The 24,238-nt window shown below is 67.3% G+C and carries 23 protein-coding genes and 1 tRNA gene; 14 read left to right on the forward strand and 10 right to left on the reverse strand.

The annotated features are described in order from the left end of the window. The first annotated feature begins 4 nt into the window (after positions 1 to 4). Positions 5 to 1,918 (forward strand): ABC transporter ATP-binding protein, encoded by a 1,914-nt coding sequence (locus tag ACFVTE_RS04390; protein WP_387097366.1) that lies wholly within the window; start codon positions 5 to 7, stop codon positions 1,916 to 1,918. Here ACFVTE_RS04390 and ACFVTE_RS04395 read toward each other — a convergent pair. Continuing rightward, positions 1,836 to 2,519 carry a hypothetical protein gene (locus tag ACFVTE_RS04395; protein ID WP_387097368.1) on the reverse strand — a complete coding sequence of 228 codons (684 nt, stop codon included), beginning with the start codon at positions 2,517 to 2,519 and terminating at the stop codon, positions 1,836 to 1,838. The genes ACFVTE_RS04390 and ACFVTE_RS04395 overlap by 83 nt on opposite strands. A 31-nt stretch (positions 2,520 to 2,550) precedes the next feature. Between ACFVTE_RS04395 and ACFVTE_RS04400 the strand changes: the two genes are divergently transcribed. The 8 genes from ACFVTE_RS04400 to ACFVTE_RS04435 all read left to right on the forward strand — a co-directional run bounded on the left by ACFVTE_RS04400 (position 2,551) and on the right by ACFVTE_RS04435 (position 13,744). Further along, positions 2,551 to 3,687: a GuaB3 family IMP dehydrogenase-related protein gene (locus ACFVTE_RS04400; protein ID WP_387097371.1), complete on the forward strand. Its 1,137-nt coding sequence runs from the start codon at positions 2,551 to 2,553 to the stop codon at positions 3,685 to 3,687. Positions 3,688 to 3,784: 97 nt separating this feature from the next. After that, positions 3,785 to 5,536, forward strand: a complete 1,752-nt coding sequence (locus ACFVTE_RS04405; protein ID WP_387097374.1) for a glycerol-3-phosphate dehydrogenase/oxidase — start codon at positions 3,785 to 3,787, stop codon at positions 5,534 to 5,536. Between the two features lie 50 nt (positions 5,537 to 5,586). Next, a complete protein-coding gene (locus ACFVTE_RS04410; protein ID WP_387097377.1) occupies positions 5,587 to 6,075 on the forward strand; it encodes a PTS sugar transporter subunit IIA in 489 nt (162 codons plus the stop codon). 61 nt (positions 6,076 to 6,136) lie between these two features. Then, positions 6,137 to 6,988 (forward strand): SURF1 family protein, encoded by an 852-nt coding sequence (locus ACFVTE_RS04415; RefSeq protein WP_387097379.1) that lies wholly within the window; start codon positions 6,137 to 6,139, stop codon positions 6,986 to 6,988. Then, positions 6,985 to 7,482 (forward strand): DUF3817 domain-containing protein, encoded by a 498-nt coding sequence (locus ACFVTE_RS04420; RefSeq protein ID WP_387097382.1) that lies wholly within the window; start codon positions 6,985 to 6,987, stop codon positions 7,480 to 7,482. Before ACFVTE_RS04415 ends, ACFVTE_RS04420 begins: the two co-directional genes overlap by 4 nt. A gap of 71 nt (positions 7,483 to 7,553) precedes the next feature. Next, positions 7,554 to 9,143, forward strand: coding sequence for a glutamine-hydrolyzing GMP synthase (gene guaA, locus ACFVTE_RS04425; protein WP_387097385.1), 1,590 nt, complete (start codon positions 7,554 to 7,556; stop codon positions 9,141 to 9,143). 159 nt (positions 9,144 to 9,302) lie between these two features. Then, positions 9,303 to 13,478: an AAA family ATPase gene (locus ACFVTE_RS04430; RefSeq protein ID WP_387097388.1), complete on the forward strand. Its 4,176-nt coding sequence runs from the start codon at positions 9,303 to 9,305 to the stop codon at positions 13,476 to 13,478. Continuing rightward, positions 13,475 to 13,744 (forward strand): hypothetical protein, encoded by a 270-nt coding sequence (locus ACFVTE_RS04435; protein ID WP_387097390.1) that lies wholly within the window; start codon positions 13,475 to 13,477, stop codon positions 13,742 to 13,744. The genes ACFVTE_RS04430 and ACFVTE_RS04435 overlap by 4 nt, the downstream gene beginning before the upstream one ends. A 57-nt stretch (positions 13,745 to 13,801) precedes the next feature. Here ACFVTE_RS04435 and cpaB read toward each other — a convergent pair whose 3' ends face one another. The 3 genes from cpaB to ACFVTE_RS04450 all read right to left on the reverse strand — a co-directional run bounded on the left by cpaB (position 13,802) and on the right by ACFVTE_RS04450 (position 15,880). Continuing rightward, entirely contained in the window at positions 13,802 to 14,548 is a 747-nt protein-coding gene (gene cpaB / locus ACFVTE_RS04440) for a Flp pilus assembly protein CpaB (protein WP_387097393.1), read from the reverse strand. 285 nt (positions 14,549 to 14,833) lie between these two features. Beyond that, entirely contained in the window at positions 14,834 to 15,121 is a 288-nt protein-coding gene (locus ACFVTE_RS04445) for an FmdB family zinc ribbon protein (protein ID WP_387097396.1), read from the reverse strand. 147 nt (positions 15,122 to 15,268) lie between these two features. Beyond that, positions 15,269 to 15,880 carry a 5-formyltetrahydrofolate cyclo-ligase gene (locus ACFVTE_RS04450; protein WP_387097399.1) on the reverse strand — a complete coding sequence of 204 codons (612 nt, stop codon included), beginning with the start codon at positions 15,878 to 15,880 and terminating at the stop codon, positions 15,269 to 15,271. An 88-nt stretch (positions 15,881 to 15,968) separates the two neighbouring features. Here ACFVTE_RS04450 and galU point away from each other — a divergent pair, with 88 nt between their 5' ends. The 4 genes from galU to ACFVTE_RS04470 all read left to right on the forward strand — a co-directional run bounded on the left by galU (position 15,969) and on the right by ACFVTE_RS04470 (position 18,847). Further along, positions 15,969 to 16,874 carry a UTP--glucose-1-phosphate uridylyltransferase GalU gene (galU, locus tag ACFVTE_RS04455; protein ID WP_387097401.1) on the forward strand — a complete coding sequence of 302 codons (906 nt, stop codon included), beginning with the start codon at positions 15,969 to 15,971 and terminating at the stop codon, positions 16,872 to 16,874. Between the two features lie 6 nt (positions 16,875 to 16,880). Continuing rightward, positions 16,881 to 17,501, forward strand: a complete 621-nt coding sequence (locus ACFVTE_RS04460; protein WP_387097403.1) for a GNAT family N-acetyltransferase — start codon at positions 16,881 to 16,883, stop codon at positions 17,499 to 17,501. Positions 17,502 to 17,627: 126 nt separating this feature from the next. After that, positions 17,628 to 18,605, forward strand: a complete 978-nt coding sequence (locus ACFVTE_RS04465; protein WP_387097406.1) for a hypothetical protein — start codon at positions 17,628 to 17,630, stop codon at positions 18,603 to 18,605. A gap of 169 nt (positions 18,606 to 18,774) precedes the next feature. After that, positions 18,775 to 18,847: transfer RNA gene (locus ACFVTE_RS04470), tRNA-Ala, on the forward strand. Positions 18,848 to 18,906: 59 nt separating this feature from the next. Here ACFVTE_RS04470 and ACFVTE_RS04475 read toward each other — a convergent pair. From ACFVTE_RS04475 to ACFVTE_RS04500, 6 genes are all read right to left on the reverse strand, one after another. Then, positions 18,907 to 19,308 carry an Hpt domain-containing protein gene (locus ACFVTE_RS04475; RefSeq protein WP_387097408.1) on the reverse strand — a complete coding sequence of 134 codons (402 nt, stop codon included), beginning with the start codon at positions 19,306 to 19,308 and terminating at the stop codon, positions 18,907 to 18,909. A 484-nt stretch (positions 19,309 to 19,792) separates the two neighbouring features. After that, entirely contained in the window at positions 19,793 to 20,134 is a 342-nt protein-coding gene (locus ACFVTE_RS04480; protein ID WP_387097410.1) for a hypothetical protein, read from the reverse strand. A 75-nt stretch (positions 20,135 to 20,209) separates the two neighbouring features. Further along, positions 20,210 to 20,713 (reverse strand): AFG1/ZapE family ATPase, encoded by a 504-nt coding sequence (gene zapE / locus ACFVTE_RS04485; RefSeq protein ID WP_387097412.1) that lies wholly within the window; start codon positions 20,711 to 20,713, stop codon positions 20,210 to 20,212. Next, positions 20,713 to 21,708 carry a magnesium/cobalt transporter CorA gene (gene corA / locus ACFVTE_RS04490; RefSeq protein WP_387097415.1) on the reverse strand — a complete coding sequence of 332 codons (996 nt, stop codon included), beginning with the start codon at positions 21,706 to 21,708 and terminating at the stop codon, positions 20,713 to 20,715. Before corA ends, zapE begins: the two co-directional genes overlap by 1 nt. A gap of 79 nt (positions 21,709 to 21,787) precedes the next feature. After that, entirely contained in the window at positions 21,788 to 22,213 is a 426-nt protein-coding gene (locus ACFVTE_RS04495) for a DUF1761 domain-containing protein (RefSeq protein ID WP_387097418.1), read from the reverse strand. 9 nt (positions 22,214 to 22,222) lie between these two features. Then, a complete protein-coding gene (locus ACFVTE_RS04500; protein WP_387097421.1) occupies positions 22,223 to 22,771 on the reverse strand; it encodes an Lrp/AsnC family transcriptional regulator in 549 nt (182 codons plus the stop codon). 156 nt (positions 22,772 to 22,927) lie between these two features. Here ACFVTE_RS04500 and ACFVTE_RS04505 point away from each other — a divergent pair, with 156 nt between their 5' ends. Then, positions 22,928 to 24,163: an MFS transporter gene (locus ACFVTE_RS04505; protein WP_387097424.1), complete on the forward strand. Its 1,236-nt coding sequence runs from the start codon at positions 22,928 to 22,930 to the stop codon at positions 24,161 to 24,163. The last annotated feature ends 75 nt before the right edge of the window (positions 24,164 to 24,238 follow it).

The following is a 24,238-nucleotide window of genomic DNA, read 5'->3' on the forward strand; positions in this document are numbered from 1 at the left end:
AGCCATGTCCCAACCACGCCACCCCGCCGAACTGAACCCGAAACGGGAGCCCCAGCGGCGGCTGGCACTGAAGCCCTATGCCCGCGCCGTGGCCCAGGTGCTGCGCGTCAGTTTCCGTGCGTCCCCGGGCGCCGTGCTCATGAAGGTGGCCGGTTCGCTGATCTCGGCGGTGCTGCCGCTGGTCACCACGTACTTCGCCGGCCTGACCACCACGGCGCTGGCGGCCGCCTACAGCGGGGATGCAGCCGCCGGACAGCAGGCCATCGTCTACGTCATCATCACCGCCGCGCTGGGCCTGTTCTGGGGCGCCTTCGGCAGCCTTGACCGCTACATCCAGCAGGTCATGAGCTTTCGGGTCGGCGCCATCGTGGGCGACCTGATGTACGAGCGGTTCCTGGCGCTGGATTTCTGGCGGTACGACGACAAGGAAACGGTAGACCTCTACGACCGCGCCAAGCGGTTCTCCGATTCCTATGCCAGGGTCCTGGACCGGATCGCGGCCATCTTCACCCAGCTGGTGTCGGTGATCCTGGCCATCGGCGCGTTGCTGCTGGTGAGCTGGTGGATCGCGGTGATCGTGCTGGTCGCGATCGTTCCCAGCGTCTACCTGCAGTTCAAGCTGTCCCGCGAGCAGATCGCGCACTGGAACACGCAAGTGGATTCGCGGCGGCAGCGGCGCATGATCGAGACCAATCTGCTCCGCCCGCAGCACATCGCGGAAATGCGCCTGTACGGGATCGTCGGGTACCTGATGGACCTTCGCTCCCGGCTCCGCGACGCCGACGAGAAGCGCCGGCTGGATTTCCAGAAGCGGTACATGCCCAAGCAGCTGGCCGCCGACGCCCTGCAGTACGCCGCCGAGGTCGTGTCGCTGATCTGGGTGGTGGGCCAGATCATCGCCCGGGCCCAGCCCGTGGGGCAGTTCCTCTACGTCCAGCAGATCGTTAGCCGGGCGCTGTCCACGGCGAACAGCCTGGTCTCCTCGCTCAGCTCCATCGACGAGGACCTCGCCAACCTCAAGGACTACGAGCTGTTCATGGCGCTGCCCGTACATTCCAGCCACGCACCGCCGCTGCTGGAGGCGCCCAGGACGGTTGAGCTGCGGGACATCCGCTTCACCTATACCGGCAGTGACATCGAAGTCATCCGGGGTATCAGCATGACCATCCGCGAAGGCCAGCACATCGCCATCGTGGGGGAGAACGGGGCCGGGAAGTCCACGCTGATCCGCATCCTGGCCGGGCTTTACCGCCCGGACTCCGGCCAGGTGATGCTCGACGGCGTGGACCTCGCCGCCGTCGACGTCACCTCCTGGCACCGCCACCTGGCGGTGCTGAGCCAGGAGTTCCTCAAATACGAGTTCGCCACCGCGGCGGAAAACATCCTCTTCGGCGACGTCGACTCGCCCCGCGACGACGGGCGGATCAGCCGGGCGGCCTCGGACGCCGAGGCACTGGAGTTCATCAACAGGCTGCCCAACGGCCTGGACAACCACGTCAGCAACTGGATGGAGGATCCGCGCGGCCGCAAGGGGAGCGGGCTGAGCGGCGGGCAGTGGCAGCGGCTGGCCATGGCGCGGAACTTCTACCGGAACGCTTCCTTCATGGTCATGGACGAGCCCACTTCAGCCATCGACGCGCTGGCAGAGCACCGCATCTTCACCCGGCTGTTCGCAGAACGCAGCAGCACCATCATCGCCATCAGCCACCGGCTCGCCACGATCGAGAAGGCGGACATCGTGTACATGCTCGAGGACGGCCGGATCGTGGAGCAGGGCACGCACCGGGAACTGGTGGCCCTCCGCGGCCGCTACTTCCGGATGTTCGAGTCCCAGCTCAGCGTCCCCACCAGCCCCCTAACCTCGCACGCTCGGCCAGGGAACCCTGCTGGCGTGGGCCCAGAGGCCGGGGGGATCTGACCTCCACCACGGTGGTCCGGACCCGGGCGAGGCTGGGCCGCGGCGGAACGCTGCTGAACCCAAAAGTCACCGGTGGCCTGATAGCGGACAGGGTCCCGGCATCCTCACCCTCCCAGCTGACGACGGCGGAGCTGACGTGATGCAGGTCGCTCACCCCGTAATATTCGCACCTGCCGTTCCCCGCCGTGCCGAAGGTCCGGGTTCCGGCGCCGGCTGCAGCCACGAGCGGGCTGACCGCGGTGAGCCAGCGGGTGTGCACGGCAACCGGCCGGGGCACAGCACGCAGCAGTGCCCCAAGGAGTGCCCTGCCGCCGATGCCCGCCCGGATTGCCAGGGGACCGGCGTCGACCGTCAGCGACTGCCCGTTCAGGACCGCTGCGACGTCCAGGACGCGGACCTCCTCGAAGCCGTAGGTGTCCGCAATGAATCCAGCCACGTCGTCCCTCGGAGCCAGCAGTGTCCGCCGCCCTGACGGTAGTTGGACCATCACGTCCGCGAAGGGACCGAAGGGCGATTCCTGCCAGATCCCCACCACGGCGCGCAGGCCGGAAGCGGTTCCCATGCCTGCTATGTGGCCGTCGAAGACCCACCGCCTGCCCATCCCGCCACTTTAGCTGGGATAACCTAGAGCAGTGACTTACGAGATTGAGATTGGCCGTGGCAAGCGTGGGCGTCGTGCCTACTCCCTGGACGACATTGCGATCGTCCCCAACCGTCGCACCCGTGACCCCAAGGACGTCTCCGTCTCGTGGCAGATCGATGCCTACAAGTTCGACATGCCTGTCATCGCGGCACCCATGGACTCGGCCATGTCCCCGGCGACGGCCATCACGCTCGGCAAGCTCGGCGGCCTGGGCGTCCTGGACCTCGAGGGCCTCTGGACCCGGTACGAGGACCCGCAGCCTGTGCTGGACGAGATCGGCGCGCTCGCGGACGAAACCAACAGCCCGGCCGTCACCCGGCGGATGCAGGAGCTCTACCAGGCACCCATCCAGCCCGAACTGATCACGTCCCGGCTGGCCGAGATCCGCGCCGCCGGCATCACCGTGGCCGGCTCCCTGACCCCGCAGCGCACCCAGGAACACTACAAGACCGTGGTGGCTGCCGGCGTCGACATCTTTGTGATCCGCGGGACCACGGTTTCCGCAGAGCACGTCTCCAAGGACCACGAGCCGCTGAACCTCAAGCAGTTCATCTACGAACTCGACGTCCCCGTCATCGTGGGCGGTGCCGCCGGCTACACGCCCGCCCTGCACCTCATGCGCACCGGCGCGGCCGGCGTCCTGGTCGGTTTCGGCGGCGGTGCCACCACCACCACGCGCCGCGCCCTGGGCATCCACTCGCCCATGGCCTCCGCCATCTCCGACGTCGCCGCCGCCCGCCGCGACTACATGGACGAGTCCGGCGGACGCTACGTCCACGTGATCGCCGACGGCGGCATGGGCACCTCGGGTGACATCGTCAAGGCCATCGCCATGGGCGCCGACGCCGTCATGCTCGGCACGGCCCTCGCCCGGGCAGAGGAAGCCCCCGGAAAGGGCTGGCACTGGGGCCAGGAGGCCCACCACCTGGAACTGCCCCGCGGCGACAGGGTCAACATCGGAACTGTCGGTCCGCTGGAAGAGGTGCTCTTCGGGCCGGGCCACCACACCAACGGAACCTCCAACCTGATCGGCGCGCTCCGCCGTTCCATGGCCACCACCGGCTACTCGGACCTCAAGGAGTTCCAGCGGGTCGACGTCGTGGTTTCCCCCTACGCGGGAAACTGACCTGCAGCCTCCGGCAACATAGCCCGCGCCCTGCCCATCGGCAGGCGTACGAAGTACTCTGGTGAACTACAACGTTCGATGAGGATGGAGGCCTGTCATGACCGGTTTCGGTGAACGTCCGGCGGCGACGAAAGGCGCTCTGGGACCTGAGGCGCGGGAGGCTGCGCTGGCCGCGCTGAAGGCTTCGGCGGAGCCGGGCAAGGAACTGGACATCCTCATAGTCGGTGGCGGTATCGTCGGCACCGGCGTGGCCCTCGACGCTGTGACCCGCGGCCTTAACGTCGGCATCGTGGAAGCCAACGACTGGGCCGCCGGGACATCGTCACGGTCCTCCAAGCTCATCCACGGCGGCCTCCGTTACCTGGAAATGCTCGACTTCGCACTCGTGAAGGAGGCGCTCCAGGAACGGGGGCTGCTGCTTTCTGAACTGGCGCCGCACCTGGCCCGGCCGGTGCCGTTCCTGTACCCGCTGACCAAACACTTCGTCGAGCGGCCGTACATCGGCGCCGGCATCGCACTGTACGACGTCATGTCCATCTCCGGCGGCCACAAGCGCGGCGTGCCGTTCCACAAGCACCTCTCGCGCCGGGGCACCCTGCGCGCCGCCCCGAGCCTTAAGGACGACGCCTTCGTCGGATCCATCCGCTACTACGACGGCCAGGTGGACGACGCCAAGTACGTGGCCAACCTGGTCCGCACCGCCGCCTACTACGGCGCGCACGCGGTCAACCAGACCGCCGTCGTCGACTTCCTCCGCGAGGGCGAGCGGGTGGTGGGCGCCAAGGTGGTCAACCGCGAGGACAACTCCAGCTTCAACATCCGGGCCAAGCAGGTCATCAACGCCACAGGCGTGTGGACCGACGAAACCCAGGCCATGGTCACCGAGCGCGGGCAGCTGAAGGTACGCGCGTCCAAGGGCATCCACCTGGTGGTGCCACGGGACCGCTTCCAGTCAACGGTCGGACTGATCCTCCGGACCGAGAAGTCCGTGCTGTTCGTCATCCCCTGGGGGCGGCACTGGATCATCGGCACCACGGACACCGACTGGCACCTGGACAAGGCCCATCCCGCGGCGTCCAGCAAGGACATCGACTACCTCCTGGAGCACGTCAACAAGGTCCTGAAGCGGCCCCTCACCCGGGAGGACGTGGAGGGCGTCTACGCGGGGCTCCGGCCGCTGCTGGCCGGGGAAAGCGACTCCACGGCCAAGCTCTCCCGCGAGCACGTCGTGGCGCATCCCGTGCCCGGGCTGGTGGTGGTGGCCGGCGGCAAGTGGACCACGTACCGCGTCATGGCCAAAGACGCCGTGGACGAGGCCGTCCGCAGCATGGACGAGCGCGTTCCCCCGAGCTGTACCGAGACCATTCCGCTGCTGGGCGCCAACGGGTTCAAGGCCGCCTGGAACAGGCGCAACCGGACCGCCGAGGAATCCGGGGTGCACGTGGCGCGCGTTGAGCACCTGCTGAACCGCTACGGATCGATGGCCTCGGAGGTGCTGGCCATCATCCAGGACCGGCCGGAACTGGCCGAACCGCTGCCCGGCGCCGACGACTACCTGCAGGCTGAGGCGGTTTACGCGGCAACCCATGAAGGCGCCCGGCACGTGCACGACGTCCTGACCCGGCGCACCAGGATTTCCATCGAGGCGTGGGACCGCGGTGTGTCTGCCGTCCCGGTAGTCGCTAAGCTTATGGGAGAAATTCTTGGCTGGAGCGATGCGCAGCGGGAAAGCGAAATCAAGCATTACCTTGCGCGGGTGGAGGCCGAACGGCTAAGTCAGCAGCAGCCGGATGACGAGTCGGCGGATGCGGCCCGGCTGGGTGCGGAGGATATCGTCCCGCTGCGCTGAGCTCGCAATTTGCCGCCGGACAGGCCCCGGCCCCACTGAAGGGACACCACTTGGCGGAACCACTGGACCGTTACGACGCGCAACTCACCACACCGGACCTGGTAATCCTCGAAATGGATGCCGAGGACAAGGTGGACGCCGCCAGCCAGCTGGCCCGGAAGCTGTTCGAGGCCGGCCGCGTTTCAGACCTCGAGGGCTTCCTGGCGCACGTCAATGCCCGTGAGCACCAGCTGGCCACCGGCCTGCCAGGCGGAGTGGGCCTGCCGCACGCCCGCAGCGAGTTCGTCTCCGAGACCTCGATCGCCGTCGGCATCACGAAGTACGGCAAGGCCCTGGACTTCGGCGCCTCCGACGGTCCTGCCACCGTGGTCCTGCTCATCGCCACGCCGGCGAGTTCCTTCTCCGACCACCTGGAGGTGCTGGCCACCCTGGCCCGGTCCCTGTCCAAGGAATCGTTCCGCGAATCGCTGCGCCGTGCCTACGACGCCGAGGTCATCGCCGAGCTCATCAACTCGAGCCTGGTCTTCTTCGACCACTAGCGAGCCCCTCTCCTGGGCAGGCGTTTCGTTGTTCTACACGCGGACGAAGTAACGTTAAGGGGTGTGGAAAACAGCCCTCCAGCCCCGGTGGATCGCAGGCCTGGTCTTTGCGATCGCCGTTTCGGGTGTCTTTGTGCTCCTGAGCCAATGGCAGTTCGGCCGTTCCACGCAGCCTGAAGTGCCGGTCAACCCCACCACGGAGCAGGCGCAGGCGCTGACGAAAACCCTCCAGCCCGGCGACTTCTTCCACGGCTCGGTGGCGGACCAGATGGTCACGGCATCCGGCACCTACGATCCGGCCAAGCAGGTCCTGGTTCCGGGGCGCCTCAAGAACGGCAAGACCGGATACTGGGTGGTCGCGGCCTTCGCCGTGGCCGACGCCCCGGTGCTCAAAGGCGCGGCATCCTCACCGAAAACCTACATACCGGTGGCGCGCGGCTGGATCGCCGATCCCGCCGACGCCGGCACCCCGCCGTCGGGCATTGTCCGGCTGACCGGACGGCTGCTGCCGTCCGAGGCGCCGGTGCCCAACACGGCCCCCGAACCCGGCCAGGCGACGGCCGTCTCGGTAGCCGAACTCATCAACGCCTGGAACGTCAGCAGCTACCCCGCGTTCGTTTCCGCCACGGCGGAAAAGTCAGGAACCGCCGACGTCGGTGCTGCCGCCGGCAGCGGCCTGGAGCCGCTCGGCATTGCCGCGCAGCCACCGGCCGCGAAGGTCAACTGGCTGAACCTGTTCTACTCCGTGGAGTGGATCGTGTTCGCCGGCTTCGCACTCTTCATCTGGTGGCGGCTGGTCAAGGACGACTACCGCAGAAGCCTCGAGGACGCCGAGGACGACACCGGCGACCACGGCCACGAGGGACCAGAACCGACCCAACCCAACGAGATCCAACAAAAGGTACAGCCATGATCGAACCCAAGCCGGCCATCCAGCCCTCCAACCCGACCGGGGCGAAGAAGCGACGCTTTGGCGGCACGGAGGCGCAGATCCGCTCCGCCCTGAAGTTCTACAAGGTCATGGCCTACCTCACGGGTGCCATGCTGCTGCTCCTGTGCGCGGAGCTGGTGGCCCGCTACGGTTTCGGCCAGTACCTCTTCGCCGGCGGAACGGACGCCCTGACCGGACAGCCGTTCGGCTTCGGCTTCGCCCAGGCCGAACCGAAGGGCGTCCTGGGCGGGTTCAACGTGTCCGTCACCGTGCTCATCGTCCACGGCTGGATGTACGTCGTGTACCTGATGTCCAACTTCCGGCTGTGGACGCTGATGCGCTGGCCGTTCGCCAAGATGATCCTGCTGGCACTCGGCGGCGTCGTCCCGTTCCTGTCCTTCATCGTGGAGAAGAAGTTCCACGCCGAGGTGGAAGCCGAACTCGCGGCCAACCCGCAGGCCGCCAGCCGCTACTGATTTGCGTTCCGTGCATCACAGCGGGCCCGCTCAAGATGCGTCGGGGCAAGCCCGCCAAGTAGGCTAGTACGGTGACTACTCCCACTGCATCCCAGACTTCCCAGAAGCCGGTGCTGGTTGTTGACTACGGTGCCCAGTACGCGCAGCTGATTGCCCGCCGCGTCCGGGAAGCGAATGTGTATTCGGAAGTGGTTCCGCATACCTACAGCACTGAGCAGCTCCTGGCCAAGAACCCTGCCGCCATCATCCTCTCCGGCGGCCCCGCCAGCGTCTACGCCGACGGCGCCCCGAGCGTCGGCGCCGACCTGTTCGAAGCCGGCGTTCCCGTCTTCGGCATCTGCTACGGCTTCCAGGCCATGGCCAACGCCCTCGGCGGCAAGGTGGACAGGACCGGCCTGCGGGAGTACGGCTCCACCCAGACCACCATCCTCGGCGAAGGCCGCTCCGTCCTCGAGGGCATGCCCCAGCACCAGAACACCTGGATGAGCCACGGCGACTCCGTCCACGAGGCCCCCGAGGGCTTCGAGGTGCTGGCCACCACGGCGGGCGCTGAAGTTGCCGCGTTCGCCAACGAGGAGAAGTGCCTGTACGGCGTGCAGTGGCACCCCGAGGTGAAGCACTCCGCCTACGGCCAGCAGGTGCTGGAAAACTTCCTGTTCAAGGGCGCCAAGCTGGAGCAGAACTGGACCACCGGCAACATCCTTGAGGAGCAGGTGGAACGCATCCGCCAGCAGATCGGCGATGCCCGGGTCATCTGCGGCCTCTCCGGCGGCGTGGACTCGGCCGTTGCCGCAGCGCTCGTCCAGCGCGCCGTCGGCGACCAGCTGACCTGTGTCTTCGTTGACCACGGGCTGCTCCGCGAAGGCGAAGCCGAACAGGTGGAGCGCGACTTCGTTGCCGCCACCGGCGTGAACCTCTACGTTGCCAACGAGCAGGAGCGCTTCCAGGCGGCGCTTGCCGGCGTCAGCGATCCCGAAACCAAGCGCAAGATCATCGGCCGCGAATTCATCCGGGCCTTCGAAGAGGCCGAGCGCGCCATCATCGCCGACGCTGCCGCGCACGGCGAAAAGATCAAGTTCCTCGTGCAGGGCACCCTGTACCCGGACGTCGTCGAATCCGGCGGCGGCGAGGGCGCAGCGAACATCAAGAGCCACCACAACGTGGGCGGCCTGCCGGAGGACCTGGAGTTTGAGCTCGTCGAACCGCTGCGGTCCCTGTTCAAGGACGAGGTGCGTGCCGTGGGCGCCCAGCTCGGCCTGCCCCAGGAGATCGTCGGCCGCCAGCCGTTCCCCGGCCCCGGCCTGGGCATCCGCATCGTCGGCGAGGTCACCAAGGAACGCCTGGACCTGCTGCGCAAGGCCGACGCCATCGCCCGCGCCGAACTGACGGCCGCCGGACTCGACAACGACGTCTGGCAGATGCCTGTGGTGTTGCTCGCGGATGTCCGCAGCGTCGGCGTCCAGGGCGACGGCCGCACCTACGGCCACCCGATCGTGCTGCGCCCCGTCTCCTCCGAGGACGCCATGACGGCAGACTGGTCACGGCTTCCCTACGACTTGCTGGCCCGGATCTCCAACCGGATCACCAACGAGGTGGACGGCGTCAACCGGGTGGTGCTGGACGTCACCAGCAAGCCGCCGGGAACCATCGAGTGGGAATAGCGTTGTAAGAATGGCCGGCCTCCGCAGGGAGGCCGGCCATTTTGCATTCCCCGGCGCCGCATCCGGCACGGCGGGCGACCGTGCGAAATGCGCCGCAACTTGGGCCGTCCCAGTGTTGCGGTCTCTCAACCGCGGCGGTTTCCGGCTACGCTCGAAACTATGCCCGTATGGTCCAAGGCGTCACGCGCAAGCGCAGAAAAGAAGGCAGTAGTGTCAGTAGGTCAGGTCGACTCCGAGGGTTCGGAGGAGCTCAGGAAGTGGCTGTCCGGGCTCAAGCCCGTTACAGGGGCAGACACCATGCTGCGCTTTACCAAAACGCCCGAGGGCTCCATCGACCTGACGCACGCGCACCCTTCGGGCCTGGCACAGCTGATGGCCGGGCGGCGGACGCGGCTCTCCACGCTGATCCGTGACCAGCAGCAGTACGTCGTGGCCGCCCGGGCCTGCCGGAACCTGCGCTCGAAGATTTTCGAACTGGCTAATGACCGCGGCATCGAGGCAGGGTACTTTTCGGCCGGCACGGTGGTGTGGACCTCCGCCGTCGGCGGGAAGCCGCAGCGCGTCTCGGCGCCGGTGATGCTGACCGCCATGTCGCTCACCATCCGCCCCGGGGAAGACGACTACGAACTCCAGCTTACGGAGCAGGCACGCATCAACCCCGCCCTGATCCGTCACCTCAAGACCATCCACGGCATTGTGTTCGACGTCAACGCGGTGACCCGGATGGCGTACAGCACCGCGCGGTTCGACCCCCTGCCGGTGCTGGACCGGATCAGCACCCTGGTCAAGCCGATCCACGGCGCCGACGTGGAACACAACCTGCTGGTCTCGACCTTCGCGGACCTTTCGGGGAACCTCGACGATCCGTGGATCAACGGGCAGAACGCGCTGGTGGCCTCGCTGGCCAAGGCCGCGTCGGGCGAGGTCGTTGACGTGCCCGCACTCGAGCCCGGACGCTTCCCCAGCGTGGACGAGCGGGATCCTGCCGAGGAGCTGCTCCTCCTCGACGCCGACGCCGATCAGCAGTATGTGATCGATGCCGTTCGTGCGGGGGACTCGCTCGTGGTGAGCAGCCCGCCCGGCACCGGCCAGACGCAGACGGCGATCAACACCATCGGTGCGCTCGTGGACGAAGGCAAGACCGTCCTCGTGGTGGGGGACCGGCGTGCCAGCCTCAACGAAGTGGCCGGGCGGCTCGAAAACCTGGGCCTGGACTCCATCCTTTTCCAGCTGTCCGGAAACGCAACGCCGCAGCAGCTCAAGGGGCAGCTGGTGCGCGCCATCGTGCGCAACGAGAAAGCCCAGGAGCCGCAGCTCGGTAGCCTGCACAAGACCCTCACAGACCACCGCCACGCGCTGCTGGACCACGTCGCGTCGCTGCACAACGTCCGGCAGCGGTGGGGCTGCTCGCCGTACCAGGCCATGCAGTCGCTCGCCGAGCTGACGTCCATCCAGCCGGCCCCGGCCACCACGGTCCGCCTGAAGCGCAGCGTCCTGGACAGCATCCGGGACCGCGAGGAGCTGGCCGGCCGGCTCAAGCGCGCCGCCGAACTCGGTGCTTTCAGCAGGGCATCCACCACCAGCCCCTGGCACGGTGCGCGCCTGGTGACGCGGAAGGAAACCGAGGAAGCGCAGGAGCTGGCGCGTGCGGTGGCGAAGAAGCTGCCGCTGCTCCAGGAACGGATGACGGACGTGGCCGGCCACGCCGAAATCCGGCTGGGCACCACCTTCGCCGAATGGGGCTCCCAGCTCAAGCTCCTGGTGGCCGTCCGCGAAAGCCTGGACAAGTTCACCCCGGACATTTTCGACCGGCCCGTGACCGACCTGATTTCCGCGACGGCGTCCTCGTCCTGGCGCCGGGAGCGCGGCATCGAGATGGCCTCCATGCAGCGCTCCCGCCTGCGCCGGGTGGCCAAGGAGTACGTCCGCCCGGGTGTCCACATTGCCGATCTTCACAGTTCGCTGGTGCTGGTGCAGGAACAGCGTGCCCAGTGGGCAGGGTACGCCACCACGCAGCGGCACCCGGCGGTCCCCTCCGGCCTGGCGGAGATCAGCATCATGCACCGCGGACTGACCCGCGAGATGAAGATGCTGGGCGAGGCCCTGCGGCATACGGCTGCCGGCGGCTCGCTCGAAAACCTCCCGTACCCGGAGCTCATGGAGCGCCTGGAAAGGCTTGTGGCGGACACCCAGACGCTGCAGACCCTGCCCGAGCGAACGCTGCTCATCGAGAACATGCGCGAGCATGGTCTGGGCGAGCTGCTGGCGGACCTCTCGGAGCGCGAGGTCGGTGCCGGGTCGGTCGCTGCCGAACTTGACCTGGCCTGGTGGCAGTCGGCGCTCGAAGCGATGATCAGCGGCGACGACTACCTGGCTATGTCCGACGGTGACGCGCTGCGCCAGCTTGAGGCGGAGTACCGGCTCGCCGACAATGCCCACATCGCCAGCGGCGCAGGGCGGTTGCGGTGGAAGCTGGCCGAGCGCTGGCGTGCCGGCATCGAGGAGCATGCCCGCCAGGCGGACCTGCTCCGCAGCCTGCTCAAGGACGGGCGGGTCACGCTTGCTGCGCTGACGGCACAGGCACCCGGGCTGGTTCCCATGCTGGTGCCTGTCTGGTCGGTCAGTCCCTACCTCATGACCGGGCTCCTGCCCGCCGAGCAAAAGTTCGATGCCGTGGTGATCCTCGACGCAGAGGCGACGTCGCTGCAGGCGGTCCTCCCCGCCGTAGCCCGGGCCCGCCAGGTGATTGCCTTTGGCGACGAGAAGATCGCCAGCCCTCGCACCTTCACCGTTGCGGTGGAGCGGCTCGCTGCCGGCGAGCAGTCGCACCAGAGCGTCGAAAGCGCGTTCACGGCACTTTCTGCAGTGCTGCCGACGGCGCCGCTGCGCTCCGTCTACCGTGCGGTGGACGAGGACCTGGTGCTGCAGCTGAGCAAGAACTTTTACGGCGGCGGCCTCCGCCGCCTCCCCGAGGGGCAGTCGGCCACGGGGCTGGACCGTGCGCTGACGGTGGAGTACCTGCCCGACGGCACCGGTCTGCCCAGCGCCGACCATGATGGCGTTGAATCGGTGGTGGCCGAGGTGAACCGGGTGGTTGAACTCGTGTTCGAGCACGCGCGGCTCCGGCCCCGGACTTCGCTGGCGGTGGTGACTGCCAGCCTCAGGCACGCGGCACGCATCGGCGAGTCCATCCGGCTGCAGCTGCCCAACCATCCCTCGCTGTCCGGATTCTTCACGGCAGGCGACGAATCCTTCCGGGTGGTGGACCTGGAACGGGCCCAGGGGCTGGTCCGCGACCGAGTCATCTTCTCGCCGGGCTACGGACGGACGCCGCACGGCCGGGCCCTGCACAGCTTCGGGCCGCTGTCCGCCGAGGGTGGCCGGGCCAAGTTCGCCCTGGCCATGACCCGGGCACGGCAGTCGCTGCACGTCCTGACGTGCTTCAAACCTGAAGACCTTGACCGGACGCGGCTGGCCCACGGCGCCGTCGACCTGTTCGAACTCCTCGACCGCGAGATCTCCGGCAACACCGATCTGGGGACCCCTGCGTCGCGGGCAGCGGCAAGTGAACAGGCGCTGGGGGCCGACCCGCTGGTGGCCGATCTCGGCGACCGGCTGCGGGCCCGCGGTGCCCGCGTCTGGCACCAGTACGACGGTGTCATCGACGTGGTGGCCGCTGCCGACCCGCTGAGCACCATGGGCCAGGACGAGGCCGACATTCCGCGGCCGGTGGCCATCGAATCGGACGGCACCGAACAGTACCGCCAGATGACGGTCCGGGAACGCAGCCGGCTGCGCCCCCAGCTGCTGGAGCGGCTCGGCTGGCGGTACATGCCGCTGTGGACCATCGAGGTCTTCACCGATCCCTCGGCCTGCGCCGACAGGATCGGCGGGTATCTCGGGCTTGAGAAGCCTGCTCCGCCGGTGCGCTCTGTGGGTGCGGCGGGTTTCTTCCTGGATGACGACGTCAGCACCCTGGCGGTCGGTGGTTTCGAGTCTGAGGCGGGGGAGGAGACCGGGTACGAGAACCTGGACGATCCTTTCGGCGACGACCCGAACGGTAGCAATGCCGACCAGAGTGGCTGGGATGCACCCGGCCGGAACGCAACGGATGCGGCTTCGGAGCATGCGGACTCGGAGGGTGTGGTCTTGCCCGGTTCGGATGAGACAGACGCTGACCAGCAGGACGTTGATCAGGCAGAGACTGATCAGGCAAAGGTTGCCCCAGCGCACCGCGGCCCCGCTGATTTTGACGCGGCCGGCGCCGGAGTAGGCTTCCGTTCGGAGGCCAGCCGGGACGGGCTGGCCACGGAACGGAAGGAGGGCCCGCTGTGACATCCGACGGCGGGACCGAACGCAAAGACGAGACCGAGCGGGAAGACGGTGCGCAACGCGAAAACGGTGCCGGTCCCAAATACGGGCTGTCAGCCGTGCCGGCGAAACCCGCAAAGGGCCGCCGCGCCGCGGGCGGGGGGCAGCAGCGGACGGGCGTGGTCCCCACCAGGGCAGCCGAGGACGACCCCCGCAGTTGGGGCGACGCTGAGTCCGGCAACGACCACGACGCCTGGCTGAAGGAGCAGAAGCCCCCGCACTGGGGCTGAGCAACAGGGCTAACACGCTGCAGACCCACACGGGGCACAGAACTCGCACGGGCCGGCTCACCGGACGCCGGATCCCACCAGCACGAAAAACAGCTTTCCCTGGGTTGACGCGCCTGCCAGCGCGCTGGCCTGCGCAGGGGTGGCCGCCACCACCAGCAGCCCGTCCGAATCCCCGGCAGCAAGCCACTGGCCGCCCTTCGCTTCCTGGCCAGAGGTCCATAGAACCGGCACTGCTTGGGCGAGTACTTTCGAAGCTGATGCCTGCTCATAGCCGTTGCCGCTTGTCAGGACCACGTTCACGAGCTGGCCTGGGGAGACCAGCTGGATGGAGGACGGATCTGCCATCCGGAGCGGCACTGCGGCGGACCCGGGCGGCGCTCCCGTCAGCAGGCCCGGCCCCACCAGCTGCGCATCGGTGAGGAGCTGGCCCTGGCGAAGCGGTGCCGCCAGCTGTTTGCCCGCCAATCCGGTGCCGTCCGCAAAGGTCCCTTCCGGGACCATGGCCGGCGGGACACTGACCGTCCGGACATCCGAGCCGTTCAGGCTCGCTCCGGCCGGAAGGTCCCGGGCGGCGGCCAGGACGGTCACGGTCCGGGCCGGGGCAGGAGTGAGCTGGTGGACGGCGATCCCCGCTGCCGCGCAGAGCAGGAGTGCCACGGCAAAGCGGCGGTTGCGGTTCAGCCAACCCGCGAAGCGCCTTCCGCGCGGCCGGGGACGGGCGGCGGAGCCGGGCAGTGCGTTGCGGCGCCCGGGGCGAACGGCCGGGCGGGATGCCCTTGCAGGGAAGATTCCGGTAGCTGGCATGCCGCCACGCTACGGGCCGTCCGTTGGCTCAGGACAGGTGCGGGCAGCCGTATGTGGAAAAGCCGCCCTTGCACAGGCTGTACAGGCCGCACAGCCCACCGGAAGACTGCCCCAGCGCGAACGGAACTAAGCCCCCAAACCTGCCGCCGCCGTCGTACGTCCCAGCCCAGGGCGCGAAGTGACACCTGGGCTCCAGGAGCGGCCGCCTGATGCGAAAGAGTCCGGCCGGGTAATCCCCGGCCGGACTCTCAGAGTTCAAAGGCGGCAGGTGCCGCGGGAACGCGCTTAGCTCGCGGCTGCAGCTGCCGGGGCAGCCGACGTAGCAGTGGACGACGAGGCAGCCGGGGCGGCCGGTGCTGACGCAGCGGGGGAAGGCGAAACGGTGCTTCCCTTGGAATCACGCGAATCAGTCCGGTAGAAGCCCGAGCCCTTGAAGACGACGCCGACGCTGTTGAACTTCTTGCGCAGCGTGCCCTGGCACTCGGGGCAAGACGTCAGAGTGCTGTCGGTGAAAGACTGCACGATGTCGAAGGCATGGCTGCAATCCTTGCAGGCATAGGCATACGTGGGCACTGTAGATCCTCCTCTTGGACAAACGACAGGTCCCGTGCTGCCTGGCTTCATTTCCCGGTTTCTCCTTGACGGATCACCGCGGCGGAAATGACTCCATTAGCAGTCGCAGGGCCTGAGTGCCAATTCTATCATCCCGTCCGGGCGAGGTCACGCGAAGGCTACCAGGCCGGAGGGCATGAGCACTGCCTCGACGGGGCGGTCGAAGTCTTCGGCCGGGATGGTCTGGGCGGGCAGGAGTTCGGAGTCGTAGATGATGGCTGCCTTCGGAAGGTGCAGCCCGCCGGCGTTGGCTGCGGCCAGGAACTTGTCGTAATAGCCGCCGCCCTGTCCGATCCTGTTGCCGCTGCGGTCCACCGCCGTCGCCGGCATGAACATTCCGGCGGCAGTCCGCACCGTGTCCAGGCCGTGGCGCTCACCGGCCGGTTCCTGGATGGGCGCATACCTGCTGCGGACGAACTCGCTGTCCGGGGTCCAGAAAACCCAGCTGAGTTCCCGGTCCGGTTCGCAGACCGGGAGCAGGATGCTGTGGCCCGCCTCATGCAGTGCGTGCAGCAGGGGAAGGGTGGGCGGTTCGAAATCGACGCCGAGGTAGGCGGTGAACGTGGCCGGCTTGCCCGCAGCGATGGCCTCGGCCCAGGGCAGGCCATGGGTGGCGATGCCGACGCCGGCGACTGCGAGGTCCGTTGCTGTCATCGTGGCCCGGATCTGCCGGTGCTGAGAACGGATCCCGTCCTTCGACGGCATGGTCCCTGTTGGCATGGATGTCATCCTTTGTCGCGGCGGCAGGCGGGCGGGCCGCTGCCTGAAGCATTTACCGTATGAATGTTCCCTCGGATAGATTAGACCAGTGACTACCACTAATTGTTCAGTCCGCAAGGCCGTTATCCCCGCTGCCGGGCTCGGCACCAGGTTCCTGCCTGCCACCAAGGCCATGCCCAAGGAGATGCTGCCGGTGGTTGACAAGCCGGCCATCCAGTACGTCGTCGAGGAGGCCGTGAATGTAGGCCTGAGCGACGTCCTGATGATCACCGGACGCAACAAGCGCGCCCTCGAGGACCACTTCGACCGCGTCCCGACGCTCGAAGCGACGCTGGAGGCCAAGGGCGACACCGCCAAGCTGGAATCGATCCAGGCCGCGAGCAACCTGGGCGACATCCACTACGTCCGCCAGGGGGACCCCAAGGGCCTGGGCCACGCGGTGCTGCGTGCGCGCCAGCACGTCGGCTATGAGCCCTTCGCCGTTCTCCTCGGTGACGACCTCATCGATGCCCGCGACGAACTCCTCAGCGTCATGATCGACGTGCAGGCCAAAACAGGCGGTTCCGTGGTGGCCCTCATTGAGGTGGAGCCGTCCCAGATCAGTGCCTACGGCTGCGCTGACATCTCCGAAATTGCCGGCGAAGGCTTCGTCAAGATCAACAAGCTGGTGGAGAAGCCGGACGTCGACGAGGCGCCGTCCAACCTGGCTGTCATTGGCCGCTATGTGCTCCACCCCGATGTTTTCGATGTGCTGGAAAAGACCGAGCCTGGCCGCGGCGGGGAAATCCAGCTGACGGACGCCCTGCAGGAGCTGGCCAGCAGGGACGGTGAAGGCGGCGGCGTGTACGGTGTGGTCTTCCGCGGCCGCCGATACGACACCGGGGACAAGCTCAGCTACCTCAAGGCCTGCGTGGAGCTCGCGATTGACAGCGACGACCTCGGACCCGGCCTGCGTGAGTGGCTTCCGCAGGTTGCCGCCCGTTTGTCCGAATAACCCTTCATGAGGGTCAGCCACATCTGGCCGGTCACGCTGGAATGCGGGGACCTTGTCCTGCGGCCCATCAGGTACCGGGACCGGAAGGAATGGACTGAGGTCCGTTCCCGCAACAGCGACTGGCTGGCGCCCTGGGAGGCGTCCAACCCGATCCCGGGCGGGGCGCTGCCCGATTACCGGCAGATGGTCAGGTCCCTGAACACCCAGGCGGCCCAGGCCACGGCGCTGCCCTTTGTGATCGCGGAGTGGACACCCGGACACCGTGATCCCGTCATCGTGGGACAGTTGACGGTCTCCTCCATTGTGTGGGGATCCGCCATGATGGCGACGCTCGGCTACTGGGTGGACCAGGACCGCGCCGGCCACGGGATCGCCCCCACGGCGGTGGCGATGGCGACCGATCACTGTTTCCGGACCCTTGGCCTGCACCGGATGGAAATCAATATCCGTCCCGAAAACGGCCCAAGCCTGCGCGTCGTGGAAAAGCTCGGTTTCAGGGATGAGGGCTACCGCCCGCGCTTCCTGCACATCAACGGGGAATGGGCAGACCACCGCTCCTTTGCGCTGACGTCGGAGGAAATTCCCGAAGGGCTCCTCAGCCGCTGGCTGCGGGTCCGGCCTGCCTGACTGCTGACGGACGGAGCTGCTGGTCAGGGCCGGGTTGCACGCATAAGTCCAGTGATTTGAAGCTGGGCCGCGACACACCGAGACGAATGCCACAAGAGCCCCGACATTCCTCATACGGTTTTGTGTGTGGACTTCCCCCTTAGCAGCTCAGTCATCCTTGTGGCTGCAGTTGCGCTCTGGATCGTTTGGGTTGCCCCTTACGTGCTCCGCAACGGCCGGCATCAGTTCCAGGCTGCCGGTGACCTGACGCTGGAGAGCGTCGACGCCGAAACTGCAAACCCGCAAGCCGGGACGGTTGTGTATATGGCCGCCCAGCAGGAGAAACGCATGGACACCAGGAAGAGCAGCGAACCAGCAACAGGCCTCGCCCCGGCTCCGTCCGGCAGCAGGCCTGCCGCCAAGGGGACCGGTGCCTTTCGGATCCGCTATGGACGGACGGCCATCGCGTTCGTTGGGCTGCTGTCCTTCCTGACGGCCATCGTGGCCGGAGTCCTGCGGCTCTTTGGGCTCGGCAACCCCTGGGTTCCGGCCGTGGCCTTCCTGACCGGCGCTGCCGCCGTCGTGGTTCTGCGGCGTCTGGCCGTCCGCGACCGGCGCAGGAAAGTCAGCGCCGCCTTCAGGGCTGCCATGGGCTCACCCGCAAGCCGGGAGTCCGCCGCCGAGCGCCCCGCGGAATCGGTGCCCGCTGCGGAGCCTGCTCAGCCCCGGGAAAATGCACTTTTCGATGCCGAGGCAGAAGCATCGAAGCCCAAGCCCCTGACGGCAGTCGAACTCCGCGAAGCGGCATTGGCAGTTGCCCTTGCGGCCGGCGACGAAAGCGCCGCGGCTCCGGTCCAGGGCCCGGCGGCCTCGCCGGATTCCAGCTGGGATCCGGTGGAAGTTCCCAAACCGACCTACGTTGAAGCGGCCAAAGCCGAACGTCCGGCACCCGAACCGCTGGCGCTGCCGGAGGCCCCCAAGTCCGTGGGCAAGCCCTCACTCAAGCAGGGGCCGGCCGCAGCACCTCCGGTGGCCTCCCCGAACGCCGCCCCCGCCAAGCCGCTGACCAAGGCCCAGAGCGCGCTGAGCAACCTTGACGACGTCCTGCAGCGCCGCCGCGCGTAACTACCGTAGCGGGGCCGGGGTCGACGGGCAGATTGCTGCGCGAAGGGAAGAACCCGGCCCCCGGACAGCGTTACGGAGACACGACTTTTGAGGCCTGGTTGGCAAACCGGCACGAAAATTTGTAGCCTAGGGAAACCGGCGTCGGATTTCCTCCGGAAAACGGCGCCCCGGGGTTATAGCTCAGTTGGTAGAGCGCTTCGTTCGCATCGAAGAGGTCAGGGGTTCAAATCCCCTTAACTCCACGGTTACACCCCGGTCCGCGGACCGGGGTGTTTTTTGTTGCAGAATGCTCGGCCGCGGCTCATGAGTCCGAGGAGCCGTGTGACTTGGGCGGCAGATGGCCGCGCCGGGAAGCTTCACGGACAACCTGCCGGATGTTCGCGAACAGCACTGCCTTCACTGCTGTCATGTCCGGGTGGTGCCCGTGCTTCAGCGCGCTCTCAAGGCTGCCGCAATAGGCCTCCAGGCGCTGCGCGCCGGCCATTCCGGAGCTGACCCTCAGGCTGATGATGGCCTCCAGGGTTGTCTCTGTATCGCCGCGGGTGAGGCCCTTGAAGATCTTGGCCGCCCGCACGGGAAGCATCACCAGATACTCCTCCATGAACTTCTGCGCTGCGTCCTCCCCGGCTTCGTCCGTGAGGACCTGCAGCGCACCGTCATCCAGGACCGGAAGGTCCTGGCCCGAGTCCGGGTCCTCCGCCATGCAGCCACCTCATCCAGTTGTCCACGCTGTCCTGCGATTCTCAACAAAATGGTCCGGGACGCAGCTCAAGAACCCGACACTGTCGTCGCAGGTTCGGATCAAGAGTTGGTCGGCATCCATCCGGGTCGCGGCAGCTGGGCGTCACCGGCAGCGGGTTGCAATCGTTCCTGGCCGGGGCAGGTGATTGTCCGCCGGGTCCGGAGTACATGGGGGGAATGCGTTCCGGACCCGGCAGTCTGAAGCTTCGGTTCGCGGCTATCTTCTGCTTCAGGGACAGGAACAGTCTGCGGCCTGCACACTATGAAACGCCGGAGCTACCTGAGAGTCGGGCTTCGCTTTGACCCCCTGGGTGAGGGGTGTGAGGCCAGAAGCCCAAGGTTTTCCCAAGCTTGGGGCCGGCTGTCTTGTTTGGCCAACGCGAAAGGCGGCCACGGGGCAGGAGGAGTGCCCTGACCGTGGCCGCCCGGCGTGTAAGAGGTGCGGGCTACTGGCCGCCGCAGAACTTGCTGTAGGTGCTGCCGGCCTGCTCGTAGCCGGCCTTCAGCTCGGTGAGCTTCGCCTCGTCGGGGGTTTCCTTGGCGGACTCGTCCGTGTACGCCAGGATGGCCTGCAGCGCGGGCTGCAGCTCGTCCGAGGACACTGCCTCGATGGGGCGGATCTGGTTGGCCAGGCGGGTCATGCCGGTCTTGCCCACGGAGTTCGTGGGGTTCGAGACAACCGTCCGGATCCGGTCGCAGGTCTGCGCGGTGGTGAGCTGCGGTGCAGCGCAGGCGGAAGCGGAGAGGATGAACCCGGCGGCAAGCAGGGCAGTAGTGAGTTTCTTCATGTTTCCCTCAGTAGTTGATGTCAATCGATTGTAAGCAGACGCCAACGGCTCGGGACCGCCGGGTTACGGCCGCTGCTAGCAGCCGGCGGACTGCTCATCCGCCAGCTGCTCGTCCGACTCGATCCTCCGAAGCATCGCGAGCCGCCCTCCGATAAGCGACAGGACGGCGGCAAGTTCACCGGGATCGCTGGCCTGCTGCACTTCAAGGGGCCTGCCAAGCGGCCCCGGTGCAATGAGGAACGGGGTGATGTCCTGCCCGTGGAGGACGTCCAGCAACGCCAGGAACCGCTGCCAGTCAGCCGCGCTTGCCCCGGACTCTGCAGAAGGCGAGGGTATGCCGTCCACCACCCAGGCGGGGAACCGCTCCGCCAGCAGAAGATAGTCCGCTGCCGTCCTGTCCGCGCTGCACAGCTCGGCAAAGCTCACCCACAGCATGTCCGGGTCGGCTCCCTTGACTGACAGCGCGCCGGCGGGCAGGGCCAGTTCATCCCGCTGGGAAGGGGAGGGCCGAAAGAGCCCGCAGGCGCCCAGCTGGCGTTCCGTTCCCGGCGTGATGACCAGGCCCCGGTCAAAGCCCACTAGAGCCAGCCCTTCCGCTTGAAGATGAGATACATCAGGGCGGCTGTGGCAACCATCAGCAGGATCGCCATGGGATAGCCGTAGGCCCAGTGCAGCTCCGGCATGTGGTCAAAGTTCATGCCGTACACGCCGGCCACGAAGGACGGGGCGAAGAAGATGGCTGCCCAGGACGAGATCTTCTTTACCTGCTCGTTCTGCTGCGCGCTGGCCTCGTTCTGCCGGTTGGCCGTCAGCGTGCCGTCCAGGGTCAGCGCGTTCTGCAGGAGGTCGCGGAATGAATCTGCCCGTGAAATCACCCGCTCCACGTGGTCCTCGACGTCCCGAAGGTTGTGCTGGAGCTCGTCGTCGGCAGCGAAATCGTCGAATCCCCGGTTGAGCTGTTGCATCATGGCCGGCAGCGGATGGATGGCCCGCTGGAACTGGATGACCTCGCGGGCGAGCTGATAGATGCGGCGGGACACCGCGGAGTCCCCGGAAAACAGCTGGTCCTCGATTTCGTCGATGTCGTTTTCCAGCCCGGCCACAACCGGGGCGTAATCGTCCACCACCTGGTCCAGGAGTGCGTAAAGTACCGCCGGCGGTCCGTGGCGGAGGAGGTCCGGCCTCGACTCCAGGCGGCGGCGTACCTGTCCGACGCCGGACATCTCGGCATGCCGGACGGTCACCACGAAGTTCCTGCCAACAAATATGTGGAGTTCCCCGAACTCCACGGTTTCGGTGTCATCGCGGTACCGGGCCGGCCTCAGCACAGTGAAAAGGCTGTCCCCGTAGCGCTCCAGCTTTGGCCGCTGATGGGCCGAGATGGCGTCCTCCACAGCCAGGTCGTGCAGGCCAAACTCCTCGGCGACGGCGGCCATCTCGGCTTTTGAGGGCCGGTACAAGCCGATCCAGGCCATTCCGCCGTGGCTGCCAAGCGTTTCAAACGTCTGTTCCAGGCTTTCGGGCTCCGCGGTGCGGACCCCGTCGACGTAGACGGCGTTGTCGATGATGGTCACAGTGTGCAGGTCTCCGTCTGTCAGGGGCAGGGCATCGGGTTCGGTGAGGACATGCGGCGGTTCAGGACATTGACATGGGTCAGGTCATGGCGCCGATGATGGCACCGGCAGCTGTCACAGCAAGGACATCATGGCCGGAGTCGATCAGCGTCACCGCGGCGGGGCGTCCGGCGAAGCCGTTGTGGATGACGTGGCCGCCAACGCGGAACACCACTGCCAGCACAAAAGCGAACCATCCGCCGGCCAGTGCGCTGTCGAGCCCGAGCTTGCTGATCAGCACCGCGAGGAGGACGGCTGTCAGTGCCGCGGCAGCCATCATGGGAACCCAGATTCCGGCGCCGCCCTCAGAGTTCCTGAGATCATCTTCCGTCTTGCGCACGGCCTCCATCCACCGCTTGCCCAGCGCGGCGGGCAGGTACCAGACGAAGCCGATCACCATGCTCGCAACGAAGGCAAGAAGCACCGCAAGCCAGTTGACCTGAAAGAAGTAAGAGAGCCAATCCATCCTCGAATCCTATTCCGCCCGGGACGGCGCAGACGCCGGAGCCGACTGGGCCCCTGCGGATTGAACTCCTGCCGACTGAACCAGGCGGCTGATCAGCGGCTCGGTCCGGTACGGGATGTGCGTGTGGAGGGCAAGCACGGTTTCGGTGCGGATCACGCCCTTGATGCGCAGGATCGAACGCAGCGCGGCCTGGAGGTTCTGCGTGTCCGTGGCCACCACCCGGCACCAGACGTCGCCCCTGCCGGAGATCTCGTGCACTTCGAGAACCTGGGGGATCAGCCGCAAAGCGGCGATCACGCCGTCGAGTTCCCGGTGGGTCACCTCAATCGTCACGAAGGCCACGACGTCGTACCCCACCGCCTCGAGATCGATCTCACGGCCGCCGTCGTGCAGGATGCCGGAGCGCAGCATCCGGCGCACGCGCGACTGCGCCGTGTTCCGCGCAATGCCGAGTTTTTCGCTCAGTTCGCCGATCTGGACGCGGGGGTCGCGGATCAGCTCGAGCAGGATCTTCAGATCCGTGGGGTCCAAGGTGTTCAAAGCGTCACTCCGGTTCATGAATCCGGCCAAAGATTGATGGTTTTGCTCAATATTCCCACAGAATGACGCACCAGGTACGCACTCCTGCCGCATTCTTTACGTATCAGAATTCCATCCGAGCGGGCTGCCCCCACAAGGGGCCGCTTCGCCGGACACACAGGCAAGGGCACGGGCATGACCGTCTTTAGCGAACTTCGAATGCGTCCGGCGGCGGCCACCCGCTGGGGCTGGGATGCGTCCACCACTTCGCGGCTGGCCATGGCCGGCGTCGTCATCTTCACGCTCCTGGTGGGCGCTAACCTGGCGACCCCGCTCTATCCGCTGCTGCAGATGCGGCTGGGCATCAGTTCCCTGGGTATCACCGTCGCGTTCGCCGCCTACGTCCTGGCGCTCGTGGCCACGCTTATGCTCGCCGGGCACTGGTCCGACCACATCGGCCGCCGCGCGGCCCTCCTCCTTGCAGTGCTGACGGGGCTCGCGGGCGGTCTGGTCTTTGCCAACGCGGACAGCCTTGCCGTGCTATGCGGCGGCCGGGCCCTCCAGGGCGTTGCCGTCGCCCTGGCCACGGGGGCCAGCTCGGCGGCGCTGCGTGAGCTGCTGCCGGAACGCCCGGAGTGGGCCTCCCGCTTCACCCTGCTGGCCTCGGCCGGGGGAGTGGCGGCGGGGCCAGCGATCGGCGGGATCCTCTCCCTCCTGCCTGGCTCCACCACCACGCCGTACCTCATCCATTCGCTCGTCCTGGCAGCCCTGCTGGTCCCGCTCTACCTGCTGCGCGCCCGGCCCGCCATCAAGCCCGCCGCCGGCTCCCGCCCGCTCAAGGCCCTGGCGCCGCGCCGGCCGACCGTGTCCAGCGAGGCCCGCGGTGCATTCTGGCTGGCGGCGGCCGTCGGCTTTCTCAGCTTTGCCGTCTTCGGCTTCTGCCTGTCCCTCGCGCCGGGCTACTTCGCGAAGATCATTGGCACCGACTCCCGCCCACTGATCGGCCTGCTGGCGGGGCTCACCCTCGGCGCCTCTGCGCTGAGCCAGCTGATCGCCGTCCGGAGCAGGTTTGCCGTCCCGGCAGGGCTTGCCGTCCTGGGCGGCGCGGTGGCGCTCATCGCTGCCGCGGCGGCCGCCGGCAACCCGTGGCTTCTGGTCGTGGCGAGCGTGGCCGCCGGTATCGGCCAGGGCGTCGCGTTCCGGACAGTCTTCAACGACGTGGCCGGCAAAGTGGAGGCGTCCCGGCACGCACAGATCATCAGCACTGTCTACGTGATCACCTATCTCGGAAGCGCCGTCCCCGTGATCGGGCTGGGGATTGCGACGGCGGCCTATGGCATCGATGCGGCCGTCGCCGGATTCGTCTCTGCCTGCGCCTGCGCGGCGGGCCTGCTGGCAGTGGTCACCTGGCGCCGCAGCCTCCGGCGGTAGCAGCCCGGGGATCAGGTCGGCGGTAGCGGCGCGGGAACCTGGTCGGCGGCGGGTGGCCGCTGCCGTCGTCGTAAA

This window comes from Arthrobacter sp. NPDC058097, from assembly GCF_042884885.1.
Taxonomy (GTDB): Bacteria; Actinomycetota; Actinomycetes; order Actinomycetales; family Micrococcaceae; genus Arthrobacter.